This is a genomic window from Streptomyces sp. LHD-70 (assembly GCF_031157275.1).
Lineage (GTDB): Bacteria > Actinomycetota > Actinomycetes > Streptomycetales > Streptomycetaceae > Streptomyces.
On sequence record NZ_JAVIFW010000007.1, the window covers coordinates 110,299 to 123,063 of the forward strand.

Annotated in this window: 12 protein-coding genes and 1 pseudogene; 6 read left to right on the forward strand and 7 right to left on the reverse strand. The window is 72.2% G+C overall.

Going from position 1 to position 12,765, the window contains the following annotated elements; translation table 11 throughout:
* Positions 1-48: 48 nt before the first annotated feature.
* Positions 49-199, forward strand: a pseudogene (locus RCO28_RS15335) (DUF779 domain-containing protein); the annotation flags it as partial.
* 177 nt (positions 200-376) lie between these two features.
* Positions 377-1,666 (forward strand): phosphodiester glycosidase family protein, encoded by a 1,290-nt coding sequence (locus tag RCO28_RS15340; protein ID WP_374991168.1) that lies wholly within the window; start codon positions 377-379, stop codon positions 1,664-1,666.
* Between the two features lie 44 nt (positions 1,667-1,710).
* Here the strand turns inward: RCO28_RS15340 and RCO28_RS15345 are convergent, their stop codons facing one another.
* On the reverse strand, positions 1,711-2,313 hold the full coding sequence (locus RCO28_RS15345) for a TetR/AcrR family transcriptional regulator (RefSeq protein WP_308941671.1): 603 nt from the start codon (positions 2,311-2,313) through the stop codon (positions 1,711-1,713).
* Positions 2,314-2,420: 107 nt separating this feature from the next.
* On the opposite strand from RCO28_RS15345, the gene RCO28_RS15350 reads away from it, so the two are divergent.
* Entirely contained in the window at positions 2,421-2,858 is a 438-nt protein-coding gene (locus RCO28_RS15350; protein ID WP_308941672.1) for a DUF4345 domain-containing protein, read from the forward strand.
* Between the two features lie 17 nt (positions 2,859-2,875).
* Here RCO28_RS15350 and RCO28_RS15355 read toward each other — a convergent pair whose 3' ends face one another.
* From RCO28_RS15355 to RCO28_RS15380, 6 genes are all read right to left on the reverse strand, one after another.
* Complete coding sequence (locus RCO28_RS15355; protein ID WP_308941673.1) at positions 2,876-3,703, reverse strand: SDR family oxidoreductase; 828 nt, start codon at positions 3,701-3,703, stop codon at positions 2,876-2,878.
* Positions 3,700-4,881 (reverse strand): hypothetical protein, encoded by a 1,182-nt coding sequence (locus RCO28_RS15360; protein ID WP_308941674.1) that lies wholly within the window; start codon positions 4,879-4,881, stop codon positions 3,700-3,702. The genes RCO28_RS15355 and RCO28_RS15360 overlap by 4 nt, the downstream gene beginning before the upstream one ends.
* Before the next feature lie 101 nt (positions 4,882-4,982).
* On the reverse strand, positions 4,983-5,999 hold the full coding sequence (locus RCO28_RS15365; protein ID WP_308941675.1) for an AraC family transcriptional regulator: 1,017 nt from the start codon (positions 5,997-5,999) through the stop codon (positions 4,983-4,985).
* A 35-nt stretch (positions 6,000-6,034) separates the two neighbouring features.
* Positions 6,035-7,705, reverse strand: coding sequence for a hypothetical protein (locus tag RCO28_RS15370; RefSeq protein ID WP_308941676.1), 1,671 nt, complete (start codon positions 7,703-7,705; stop codon positions 6,035-6,037).
* 102 nt (positions 7,706-7,807) lie between these two features.
* Entirely contained in the window at positions 7,808-8,998 is a 1,191-nt protein-coding gene (locus RCO28_RS15375) for an MFS transporter (protein WP_308941677.1), read from the reverse strand.
* A complete protein-coding gene (locus tag RCO28_RS15380; protein WP_308941678.1) occupies positions 8,995-9,561 on the reverse strand; it encodes a Chromate resistance protein ChrB in 567 nt (188 codons plus the stop codon). The genes RCO28_RS15375 and RCO28_RS15380 overlap by 4 nt, the downstream gene beginning before the upstream one ends.
* A gap of 290 nt (positions 9,562-9,851) precedes the next feature.
* Between RCO28_RS15380 and RCO28_RS15385 the strand changes: the two genes are divergently transcribed.
* The 3 genes from RCO28_RS15385 (at position 9,852) to RCO28_RS15395 (ending at position 12,732) form a co-directional block, all read left to right on the forward strand.
* Positions 9,852-10,835, forward strand: a complete 984-nt coding sequence (locus tag RCO28_RS15385) for an iron ABC transporter permease (RefSeq protein WP_308941934.1) — start codon at positions 9,852-9,854, stop codon at positions 10,833-10,835.
* A gap of 62 nt (positions 10,836-10,897) precedes the next feature.
* Positions 10,898-11,893 carry an iron ABC transporter permease gene (locus tag RCO28_RS15390; protein WP_308941935.1) on the forward strand — a complete coding sequence of 332 codons (996 nt, stop codon included), beginning with the start codon at positions 10,898-10,900 and terminating at the stop codon, positions 11,891-11,893.
* Positions 11,890-12,732 (forward strand): ABC transporter ATP-binding protein, encoded by an 843-nt coding sequence (locus RCO28_RS15395; protein WP_308941679.1) that lies wholly within the window; start codon positions 11,890-11,892, stop codon positions 12,730-12,732. The genes RCO28_RS15390 and RCO28_RS15395 overlap by 4 nt, the downstream gene beginning before the upstream one ends.
* The last annotated feature ends 33 nt before the right edge of the window (positions 12,733-12,765 follow it).

Sequence of the window (12,765 nt, forward strand, 5' to 3'; positions counted from 1 at the left end):
CCGGCCGGAGGCTGGGGGGAGGGTGCCAGGCGTCGCGGACCCGCATAGATCGGGTTCTGGATGTCGAAGAGCCTTATGCGAGCTGTGGAGCCACACCCGGCTCGTGGTGGACGTGGCGCCGGGGCGGGGCAGCGGCTTCTCCCTCGAAGCGCCCGAAGGGGTGCGTTTCCTGATCCGTTCCCCTGCCGTCGGAACGTAGACCCGTGTCGTTTTGATCTTGCAGGCCCGGTGAGCGCCTAGCCTCTCCTCCCGTGCCGCACTCTGGTGAACTCCCCTGTCAACTGGGACAGTTGAGGGCTGTTGCGGCTTGATGGCGGTCAAGGGCGGGCGGCTCGCGGCGTGTCGGGGCGGCCCCGGAGGCATCAGGGGGTCTGCGGTGCTGCGCACGGCGTGGGTCGGACGGTCACAGCGGATCAGAAGCTCTCTCGGCGGGGCGCGGCGCAGAGCCGTGGTCACCGTCCTCACCTGTGCCGCCCTGGTCGGCGCGGGCCTCGCCGGGGCCGCGCCCGCCGGGGCGGCGGCATCCGGAGGAGGAGGCGACGGCCCGGTCGTACGGGTCGCCTCCGGCGTCGAGTACCGCTCCTTCACCGTTCCGGCCACCTACGGCCCGGCCCGCGCGCATCTGGTCACGGTGGACCTGCGCGACCCGCGTGTCCGGCTCGGCCTGCTGCACCCCGGCGCGGTCGCGGCCCGCCGCACGGTCTCCGCGATGGCCGACACGGCGGGCGCGGTGGCCGCGGTGAACGGGGACTTCTTCAACATCAGCGAGGCACAGCACCCGGGCGTCGAGGCGACCGGCGCCGCCGTCGGTCCTGCCGTGGCGGACGGGCGGCAGCTGAAGGCGGCCGTGCCGGACGGCCAGCGCTTCGGCCCCGCCCTGCCGCCGGGTACGCACACCCCGGACGTGTTCGGCGTCGGCCTGGACCGGCGCGCCCGCATCGGCCGCCTCGACCTGCACGGCACGGTCCACACCGAGCAGGGCAGGCTGCCGCTCGGCGGGCTCAACCAGTACGCCCTGCCGGTCGGTTCGGTCGGCGCGTTCACCGCCGACTGGGGCGCGATGTCCCGGCTCCGCTCGGTCTGCGGTACGGACACGGACCGGGCCGCGCCGTGCAGTACGGACACGTACGAGGTGACGGTCCGTGCCGGGCGTGTCGTCGCCGCCGCCGACACGCCGGGCGCCGGGCCCGTGGGCGCGCACGAGACGGTCCTGGTCGGCCGCGAGTCGGGTGCGCAGCAGCTGCGGAAGCTGGCGGTGGGCGAGCGGGTCCACGTACGGCATCGGCTGGTCGCGGAGGGCTCGCGGAGTCCGTTCCGGTTCGCGGTGGGCGGTTATCCCGTGCTGCGGGACGGGCGGCCGCTGGCGGGGCTCGACACGCTGACGTCGGCCGTGCGCTCGGCCGTGGGGGCCTCGGACGACGGGCGCCGGCTGTATCTGCTCGCCCTGGACGGCGCGCCGGACTTCCGTACGGGGTTGACGATCGCCGAAGTGGCCGCGCTGATGCGGGAGTTGGGTGCACGGGACGCGTTCAGCCTGGACGGCGGCGGCTCCTCGACCCTCGCGTCCCGCGACCCGGGCGCACCGACGGTGACCGTACGCAACCATCCGAGCGGCGGGATGGAGCGGGCGGTGCCGAACGGGATCGGGGTGTTCGTAGGGGGGTGAGTAGGGGGTGAGTAGGGGGTGAGCACGGGGTGAGTATGGGTGGGTCAGCCCTGCGGAGGGTCCATGAGCGGGCGCAGCGAGCCGAGCAGGGAGCCGACGCAGATCTCCCGCAACTCCTCCTGACTGAACGCGGGTTGCTCCTGTCCGAGCCATTCGACGCAGAGGACCCGGACGAAGACCAGCCAGCTCATGACGACGGCTCCGACGGCCTCGCGGGGCGCGTCGCCGAGGGTGCCGCCGTCGAGCAGCCGCTCGCACATCACGTCCAGCTCGTCAGCCATCATCGCCTGGATGGTCTCGTCGCCCGCGAGGATCCGGTTGGCGGCGAGGACCGCGTGCCGGTTGGCCGTGAAGTAGTCGAAGTGCGCGTCGAGTCCGTCCCTCAGCTGCTGTTCCAGGCCGGCCGAGGGGTCGAGCCGGACGGTGTCGATCAGGCGGTCCGTGGCCTGCCGGTAGACGGCCGTGAACAGGTCCCGTTTGTTCGGGAAGTAGCGGTAGAGCAGGGCGCGGGAGACACCGGCGCGGGCGGCGACCTGGTCCATCCGGACCTCGTCGTAGGGCTGCTCGGCGAACAACTCGGCGCCGATGGCGCGGAGTTGGGCACGCCGGTCGGCGGGGGTGAGGCGCTGGCGCCGGTTCGGTGTCACGCACACAGCTTACTTGACACATGTCTACCAACACCCTTCACTGATGCTTGTTGGACACGTGTCCACCAACGTGTGTGTCGCCCACGCCGAGAGGTAGGTAGGCCGTCATGACGAAGGCCCGTTGGCTCAAGTGGCTCTGTCTGGCGATGGCTTACAACTGCATGGCCATCGGGATCTACCACGTGGTCCTCGGCGTCGCGTCCGTGCCGGGTGCGGAGTCGGCGGGGGCCACGGTGGACAGCCGGGAGCGGTTCTACAACGCGATCTTCTTCGGGTTCGGGCTCACCTGGCTCTGGGTTGCCCGGCGGTCCCCGATCCCGGCGAACCTGGTGCGCGCGCTGACCGCCGTGTTCCTCCTCGGCGGCATCGGGCGGGTCCTGTCCGTCGCGGTGCACGGCATGCCGCACTGGTTCCAGATCCCGCTGACGGCCCTCGAACTCGGCCTGCCACTGGTGTACTTCTGGCTCGCGTCCGCCGACGAACGCGCCGCAGCGTCCCGTACGGGAGCGTCCTACGGGGATGTGGCGGCGGCCCGCACACCCTGAACAGCGCGGCCGCCCCCTCACTCGCGCCGGCGAACGCGCGCCAGCATCCGCCGCTGTACGCGCCTGCCCCGCGCGACAAGGAGCGGCAGCGCGCGCAGACCGAGGGCCGGGAACGCGTCGGCCAGGCGTACTTGGAGTCCGCGCCGCACGGGCAGCGCGGTCACCGGACGGGGCCGGTCGAGTACCTTCCGCACCGCCGCGGCCACTTCCTCCGGCTGCAGGAGCGTGCCGGAGAAGGAGAGGGCGGAGGCGGGGTCGGCGAGCTTGTCGTGCAGCATCGGCGTCCAGATCCCGTCCGGGCAGACGCAGGAGATCGTGATCCCCTTGATCCCGGCGAGGCGCAGATCGGCGAGTGTGCTGAGGCTGAAGCCGATCGCCGCGTGCTTGGAAGCCGCGTACACGGCCTCGCCCGGCACCGCCGTCAGGCCCGCGAGCGACACGATGGTGACGATGTGTCCGCCCGTGTCGCGCATCGCCTCGATCGCGGCGACCGTGCCGTTGATCGTGCCGAGCGCGTTGACGTCGAGCATCAGCCGGTGCACGTCGGACGGCTGGGTCCAGGCGGGCCCGGTCATGAGCACGCCCGCGTTGTTCACCCACACGTCGAGCCGTCCGACCTCCGCCACGATGCGGTCGCGGGCCTCGGCGACCTGGACCTCGTCGCGTACGTCCACGCCCGCCCACAGGACGTCGGGGCCGAGCCGGGTGGCCGTGTCACGGGCGGCGGCCTCGTCGAGGTCGGTGACGAGCACGCGGTGTCCGCGCTCGACGAGCAGGGCCGCGATCAGCCGCCCGAGCCCGCGGCCCGCTCCGGTGACGACCGCTCCCGCGGGGGCCCCGCTCACCGCCGGCCGCTCGTGATCTCGCCGTACGCGATGCCGCCGTGCACGTACGTGGGCACCACCGGCCAGAGCCGCTTCCACGGGGCCAGCTCCGTCGAGGGCAGGATCTGCAGCCAGCGGGGGTCGCGCCGGCAGGGGTCGGCGAGGGTCTTCTCCTTGACCATCGAGTCGTACTGGTCGAGGGAGTCCTCAAGGGTGTTCGCGTTGGGGCAGATCTCGCGGCCGAACCGCTGGTGGTACTTGCGTACGCCCGGGATCTTCGACAGTTCCGGCTGCCAGTTGTCCAGGGAGATGCCGTTCTCCGAGGAGACCCAGACGCCGTCCGGCGTGTTGATCACCAGGGAGTGGTTGCCGTCGGTGTGGCCGGGTGTCCACAACAGGGCGATGCCGGGGCCGAGTTCGATGTCGCCGTCGAACGTCACGAACTTCTCCGGGTCCACGCCGCCGAGACCGCCCTCGACGTACCAGGCCCACTGCATCGGGTGCAGCGAGCGCAGCGTGTCCAGCTCGCGGCTGTGCACGAGCAGCTTCGCGTCGCCGAACAGCGGCCGGCGCGGCGCGCTCTCGCCCTCGATCACCTCGGTGGAGCCGAGGATCATCCGCGGGTCCTGGACGTGCAGGTGGTCGAAGGTGCAGAAGTCGATGTCCGCGGCGGTCAGGCCGACCTTCGCGAGGACGTCGGCGGGCTCGTGGTAGTAGCGCAGGACGGTCTTCTCGATCAGGTGGCCGGCCGGCACCTTGTCCATGAGCCTGCGCAGGTTCCGGTAGAACGGCGCCTCCGCGGAGCCGTCCGGGACCGTGGGCTCGAACGCCAGCGTGCGCGGGGTGCCGTTCCAGTCGTCGTACTGGACGACGATCATGCGGTTGATCATCGAGATCAGCGGCAGCGTCGGCACCGACACCGCGCCGTGGAAGGCGTAGTCGACCGGGTACGGCGCCGCCGCGATGTCCACCGACCGCACGGCGCGGACCTGGCCCTGCGCCTTGAACCGCTCCTTGTACGCCGCCGCCGCCTCGCGCACCGCCACCAGTCGCTCGCCGCGCGGCCACACGTCGTGGACGCCGTCGAACTCGGGGACCGGGCGGGCGCCGATCGCGGTGAGATCCGGTGTTGCGAGATCGGGTGCTGTGAGATCCGGTGCTGTGAGATCCGGTGTCGGTCGCTCTGTCTGATGCGCCATGGGGGTCCTTCCTCCGTGCGGGCGTTCGCGCCCCCTCAGAGTGCCGCCGCGCCGCAGCCGGAACTTGTTCCAGTACGACAAAGTTCTGCCGGTACGGTCCCTCAGCCGGTGCCTGCCGTTCGGCGCAGTGCACGCGGGCTGCACCCGAACCAGCGCCGCACGGCGTGGCTCAGCGTGGACTGCTCGGCGAATCCGACCTGTGCCGCGACCTGGCCCATCGGGAGGTCGGTCGTCGTGATGTACCGGTGGGCCGCGTCGCGCCGCACCTCGTCGAGGACCGCCTCGAACGAGGTCCCTTCGGCCGCGAGCTGCCGCTGGAGCGTCCGCGGGTGCACGGTCAGCAGGCGCGCCACTCCGGCGACCGCCGGCGTACCGGTGCCCAGACTTCCTGCGAGGGCACGCCGGACATGGGTGGACACCTTGCGTGCGGGGTCGGGGTAGTTGCCGACGAGGTGGTCGACCGCGAGTCGCCGGATCGCGTCGTCGGCGGTGGCGAACTGCGTGTCGAGGAGCCGCCGTTCCACCCGGAGGGCGGCGGCGGGCCGGCCGAACTTCACGTCGGCCCCGAAGTAGGCGAGGTAGCGGCCGACCGGCGAGAGAGGCTGGTGCGGAATCTCCACGGACTGCAGCCCCTCGATACTGCCGACCAGCATCACCGCGATCCGGTGGAACAGCCCGAGCCCCAGCTCCATCGCCTGGGGGGAGTACGCCGACTCGTCCAGGTCCTTCCGGTAGGTGAGGGCCACGACGCCGCGCCGCCCCCAGGGGTCGTCCTCCACGCCGATGCTCAGGGCCGGACTGTGCACGAACATGTACCGCGACGCGAGGGTGAGCGCCTCGGCGACCGTCGACGACGCCTCGATCACCACCGCCAGCGGACCCAGGATCGACAGGTCCTGGGCCTCAGCGAGGCGCAGCCCGAGGTCGGGGCAGCCCAACTCGTCCGCCGCCGCGTCCAGCACGAGGTCGTTGGCGGTGATGGGGATGAGCCCCTCGTCCGACTCCAGGGCGGCGCGCGCGATCCCGAAGCGGGCGAGCAGCCGGTCCGCGTCGCCGCCCAGCTCCTCGACGAGGGGCACAAAGCCGCGCAGGCTCGCGGCGCGGATCATCATGGCCATGAGCGCAGGCTAGGCCCTGTCTCCCCGAGGGGCAGCTACCTCCCGGCGCCCCCGTCCCGTACGGCGGCCAGACCGTTGAAGACCCCCACGTACGCGGTGCCGTCCGGGCCGAGCGTGACGGGCGCCCAGTTGTTGTCGTACGACGGTCCGGTTCCGACGAGTTGCTTCCAGCGGCGCTCGCCGGTGCGGAAGTCGACGGCGGTGAGGTACCAGGCGTCGATCCCGAGGCGGTTCGGGTCCTTCTCGTAGAAGTAGAGGAGCCCGGCGGTGGTGGAGAGCTTCGGCACCGTGGACGGGGAGCGCACGTCGCTCTCCCACACGGTGTCGCAGCCGCTGCCGTCGGGGCGTACGTCGATCCGGGCGACCCCGCCGACGACACTGCGGCCGAAGGTCAGCGAAGTGACGTTCTCGTAGCCGTAGTTGTTCTCCACGACCAGGCTGTTGCCCCAGCTGATCAGGGAGTTGTCGGTGGTGGACGCGCCGGAGCGGAAGACGGGGACCTTGCAGACGAGACGTTCGGCGTCGGGGACGCCTTCGGCGCGGCGGTAGACGAGGACGTTCATGCGGTCGTCGGCGTTGTCGGTGATGGCCGCATACCGCTCGCCGTGCGCGCCGAACAGGTCGGGTGTGGTGCCCGAACCCTGGTTGACCGAGCCGGGTTTGGTGCCGGTGCCCCGGTCGTACGTCTGCCGCCAGACTTCGCGCGGGGTGCCGTCGGCGGTGGCGCGGAAGCTGTAGAGGGCGTGGTCGCTGACGATGGACACACCGTCCTCGGCGACGGAGAAGGAGTTCTGGATCTCCTCCCCCGCCAGCCGGATCGAGCGCACCGCGCCGGTGTCCGGGTCGACCGTGCCGATGCGGCCCTGCCGGGTGACCCACCAGATGCGGCCCTCCCAGTCGGGCATCACGGACGTCACCGGGTCGCACTGGCCGCTCGGGTAGAGGTTGGTCCAGGTCACGCAGTCGTGCGGCACGTGCGCGGTCAGGTCCCAGTCCGACTCGACCTCGAACTCCCAGCTACCGTCGGCCTGTTGGCGGTGCGCCAGGCGAATCACATGCTGCCGGGAGTCGGCGAGGACGAGCCGGTCCTGGTCGTCGAGGTAGGAGTAGGCGCCGCCCGAGGTGTCCTTGAAGATCCGGGAGAAGTCGAGCCGGGTGATGGCCTCGACGGTCGACGGGCGCTGCGGCAGGGCGTACTCGGCGAGCGTGTCCAGGGACTTGGGGTCGAGGAGTTTGACGAGGAAGCCCTTGAAGGTGCCGCAGACGGTGACGATGCGGCCCGCCGAGTCGAACGTGACCGTCGCGCACTCCCCGCCGAGCGCGGCCATCTTCTCGCTGTCCGCGACGGGCCGTTGACCGAGCGGCCCGTTCCACGGGTACGTACCGCTGCCCGCCGCGTCCGCGTGCATCCCGCTGCGGCCGTTGGGCGCGAGATACGGGTGCTGCGGCGGCGCCTCGCCGGGCAGCGGGTCGGCGGCGGCGGGCGCACCCGCGTAGTCGTCGACGAGCCGGTGCCCCGGCGCCTTCGGGATCTCCTCGGCGTGGGCCGGGGCGAGGGGCGCGAGGGCGACGAGCGTCACGAGGGCGGCGAGCAGGCCGGTGGGAGCCAGGGCGCGACGGAAGGAGCTGCCGAACGAGCTACGGAAGGAGCTACCGAAGGAGCTGCCGAAGGAGCTGCGGGGCCGTGGCATGCGGGTCCGGGGCATGCGGCAGAAGCTAGGCCGGACTCCGTGAAGTGTCCATGGAAAGCTGACAGTTGTTCATCTGCGGGACGTCCTCGCCCGGCCGGCCCGGCCTGCCGCTGGCAGCTACTGCGGCGAGGCCGAGGCGCGGCGGTGCTGTCCGATGAGCATGAGCACGGGCCCGATCGCCAGGAGCAGGGCCAGGGCTGCGAAGCCGTAAGCGAGCGTGGTGAGGGTGGCGACCACGGCGACGAGGAGCGGGCCGCCGGCGTCGCCGAGTTCGCGGCCGAGTTCCGCGGAGCCCATGGTCTGACCGAGGCGCTCCCGCGGTGTGGCGGTGGCGAGGGCGGCGAAGCCGAGTGGGGTGATGAGACCGGTTCCGCTGCCGATGAGGACCGCGCCGGTCAAGATGCCGAGCAGGCCGGGCAGCATGGCGCACCCCAGCCCTGCGGCCGTGGTGAGAAGCCCCGCGCTGAGGCCGGTACGCAAGCCCAGGCGGCCGGAGTCCAGGGCCCGCCCGGCGGCAGGCTGGACGACGGCGGCGGTCGCGGCGAGTACGGAGACGGCGGCGCCGGTGGCCACGGTGCCGAGCCCGGCGGCGGCGCCGGAGACCGGGAGGAAGCCGACGCCGACTGACAGGGCCGCGGTCGCGGCGGCGAGGGCGGAGGTGGGGACGAGGAAGGTGCGGGCGGCCAGCCGACGGGCCAGGTCGAGCACGGTCTGCCGGGCCTTGGGCAGCGGCGGCACGGCCGGTACGGCACGGGCGGCCCAGACCGCGACGGCTGCTCCCAGGACGGCCATCACCGTGAAGAGCAGGCGCAGCCCACCGGCCCAGACCAGGACCCCGCCGAGCAGCGGGCCGAGGGTGTATCCGAGGGACTTGTAGAAGCCGTAACTGCCGTACGCCCGGCCGTGGTTGGCGGCCGGGTTGAGCCGTGCGACCAGCGCGGAGGCGGACGGAGAGAACGCGGAAGCGGCGGCGCCCTGGCCGAGGCGCGCGGCCCACAGCCAGCCGGGGCTGTCCGCGAGCGCGTAGAGCGCGGAGGCAGCGGCGAACGCGATGAGGCCGCCGAGCAGTACGGGCCGGGCGCCGACCTTGTCGGCGAGCGTGCCGAAGACGGGCTTGAGCAGCACCTCGGCACCGTCGTAAAGGGCCAGCAACCCGCCCAGGACGAGCAGTGAGGTGACGGCGTCCTCGGAGAAGCCGCCGAGGTTGGCGGCGATGCCGTGAGCGCCGAAAGCGGTGGTGAACCCGGCCGCGTACAGCGGCCACATCGCGTGCCGGGGCGCGGAGTTGTGCACCGGAGCGGTCGTCATGCCGGGTCCCCCTCGCTGTGGTGGAGGGCCGTGAAGACGCGTTCGGCATAGTCCTCGCATACCGCCGCGCACCGCTTGAGGCGCTCGACCGCCTCGCCGGCCTGCGGCGCGCCGAAGACGTCACGAGCCGTCAGGTCGCGGTGCCGGCGGCGCAGGCGCTCCAGGCTCTGCTCCTCTTCCTCCAGCTCGGCCAGAGTGAACTTGCCGATCCGGATCTCCTTGGCGATCTCCTGCTCGAACTTGCCGCAGTCGGAGAGGAATTCCGTCCAGTCCTCCGAACGCGCCGCCGTGAACAGCGACTTGAGGCGGTCGGCGTCCTCTACGGAGCGCCCGGCGGCTTGCAGCGTGACGGCCTGCCCCTCGGCCCGTTCGGTCAGTTCGACCGCACGGCGCACCCCGTCGGCGAAGGCAGGAACATCCGGAACCGCCCACGTTCCCTGCCCCAGCGAGAGCGCCCCGACCTTGCGCAACTCCCGCCAGACCGCGACGCGGTGGCGCGACGGCGCCGCGGGCAGCTTGATCACGAGGACGAGCCACCGTACGTCTGTCCGATCCTTTGTCACAGCCGTGAATGTAGCAGCCGTTACATTCAGCCAGGGGCGTCGTCCGGCGGCGGCCGATGCGGACCCCGGCGCGAACAAGTCACCGCCCCGTCAAGTGCCGCAACCGGGCGCACCGCAGGCGCACGGACTCAACTCCGGCCCCACCGCGCCTCAGGGATATAACGGGCAGTTCGCCAATTCACGCGCCCCTGACTTGCGGATTTAGGCATGCCTTACCTATGTTGCTCGGCGTGTCCACGACCAAACCCAACGCCACGGCATCACCTGTGGCCGGCGCCAAGCCCCGCGCGATGTTGCTGCGGCGCATACCGCTGCTCATCGCGGGTCTCTGCGCCCTGGCGCTCTGCGCGGCCCTGAGCCTTGCCCTGGGTACGCGCTCCGTGCCCCTGTCCACGGTGCTCGACGCCCTGACCGGACAGGCGCAGGGGCGCGACGCCCTGGTGGTCACGGGGCTGCGGCTGCCGCGGACCCTCGTGGGCCTCGCCGTCGGCGCCGCCCTCGGCGTGGCGGGTGCGGTCGTCCAGGGCATCACCCGCAATCCGCTGGCCTCGCCGACAACGCTGGGCATCAACAACGGCGCCGGTTTCGCGGTGGTCGTGGCCATCTACGCCCTGCACCTGACCCGACCGATCGAATACATCTGGTTCGCCTTCGCGGGTGCGGCCGGCGCCGCGCTCTTCGCCCAGGCTCTGGCCCGCCGGGCCGGTGACCTCGATCCCGTACGGCTCGCGCTGGGCGGCACCGTGCTGCAACTCGTGCTGCTGTCCTGGACGTCGACGGTCATGCTCGCGAGCAAGCGGTCCCTCGAAGAGGCCCGCTTCTGGCTGGCGGGGTCGCTGTCGGAGCGCCCCCTCGACGTGCTCTACCCGATGCTCCCCACGCTCGTGATCGGCCTTGTCATCGCCCTGGCGATCTCCCCGGCGCTCAACACCCTGGCGCTCGGCGACGATTCCGCGCAGGCGCTCGGCGTACCGGTCTCCCGGATCCGGCTCATCGGCGGGCTCGCGGTCGTGCTGCTCGCGGGCTCCGCGGTCGCCGTCGCCGGGCCGATCGCCTTCATCGGCCTGGCCGCCCCCCACCTCGTACGGCAGCTGTTCGGCTCCGACCACCGGATACTCATCCCCGGCTGCCTCGTCGTGGGGCCGCTGCTCCTGCTGACCGCGGACATTCTCGGACGCGTGGTCATCCGGCCGTCCGAGCTCCAGGTCGGCATCATCAGCGCCTTCCTCGGCGCGCCGCTCCTTGCCGTGCTGGCGCGGAAGGTGGCCCGGTGAACAACGTCGTACGAACTGAGTTGCGCCCGGTTGCGGCCCAGAAGGCCAAGCCCGGCCGCGCCATGCGCCGCACCCTGCTGCTGAGCATCGCCGCCCTTGGCACTCTCCTCGGGCTCGTCACCCTCTCCGTGGCCGTCGGCGAGATGCCGCTGCCCGCGGGCTCCGCGCTGCAGGCCCTGATCGGGCTCGGCGACCCCGGCGACGTGCTGGTGGTCCAGCAGTTCCGGGCCCCGCGGACGGTCGCGGCGGTCGTCGCGGGCGCGGGACTGGCGGTGGCCGGTGGGCTGCTCCAGCGGCTCTTCCGCAATCCGCTGGCCTCGCCCGATGTCATGGGTGTGACCGGTGGCGCCTCGTTCGGGGCGGTGGCCGTCCTCGCCACCGGCGCGTCGCAGGCGGCCATCCCGCTGGCCGCCCTTGGCGGCGGGCTCCTCGCCGCCGTCCTGCTCGGCGTGTTCGGCTGGCGCTCCGGCGTCAACCCCACCCGGCTCGTCCTCGTGGGCCTCGCCGTGCAGGCGGGCCTGACCGCCGCGGTGAACTTCATGGTCGTACGCTTCCCGGCCGAGCTCGCCGGGTCCGCGCTGCAGTGGACCACCGGCTCGGTGTACGGGCGGACCTGGACCGAAGTCTGGGGCGCCGGCGCGGCCGTACTCCTCGCCATGGCGTTCGCGTTCCTGCTGCACCGCAGGCTCGCCGTATTGGACCTCGGCGACGACTCGGCCGGTTCGCTGGGCCTGAACACCGACGCCGCTCGCCTCCAGGTACTTGTCGTGGCCATCGCGCTGGCGTCGCTCGCCGCGGCCCTCGCCGGCCCCGTCGCCTTCGTCGCGTTGGCGGTTCCCCACATGGTCCGGTTCCTCGCCGGGCCGCCCACCGTGGGCACCCTCGCCCTCACCGGCCTCGCCGGCGCAGTCCTGCTGCTCACCTCGGACCTGACGGTGCAGCATCTCCTTCCGATCAGCGGCCTGCCGGTCGGGGTGGTCACCGCCACCCTGGGCGCGCCCTGGCTGCTGGTGCTGATGATCCGTCAGAGCAGTTCCGTCCACAGGAGTGTCCGATGACCGCCCCTCAGCCGCAGGCCACCGCACACCAGGGCAACCAGCTCGCCACGCACGGCCTTGACCTGCGCTACGGCGACCGGCTGATCGTCGGCGGCCTCGATCTGGAGCTGCCCGGCGGCGCCGTCACGGCCGTGGTCGGCCCCAACGCCTGCGGCAAGTCGACGCTGTTGCGCGGTCTGACCCGGCTGCTCGCCCCCTCCGGAGGCACGGTCACCCTGGACGGCTCCGACATCCACCGGATGTCCGCCAAGGCGCTGGCCCTCCGCATGGGCCTGCTCCCGCAGCAGCCGGTGACGCCCGACGCGATCACCGTGGAGGCGCTCGTACGGCTCGGCCGCTACCCGCACCAGAGGCTGCTCAGCCCCTGGTCCGAGAAGGACCAGGCGGCGGTGGAGGAGGCGCTGGCCCGCACCGGTACGGCCGTACTGCGCGACCAGCCCGTGGACCAGCTCTCCGGCGGTCAGCGGCAGCGCGCCTGGATCGCCCTCGCACTCGCCCAGGACACCGAGTTGCTGCTCCTGGACGAGCCCACCACCTTCCTCGATCTGCGGCACCAGCTCGATGTCCTCGACCTGGTCGCCGATCTGCACTCCGAGGCGGGCCGCACCGTGGTGATGGTGCTGCACGACCTCGGTCAGGCCGCCCGATACGCGGACCACCTGGTGGTCCTCAAGGACGGCAAGCTCGCCGCGGCCGGCGCCCCGGCCGACGTCCTGGACACGGAGCTGGTGAAGTCCGTGTTCGACGTCGACTGCCGGGTGATCCCGGACCCCGAGACCGGCACCCCGCTGGTCGTCCCCAAGGGCCGCGAGGTACGGCGCACAGCCGTGTCCGTCTGACCGCAACCTCCCCCACACGTCCCCATTCCGCTC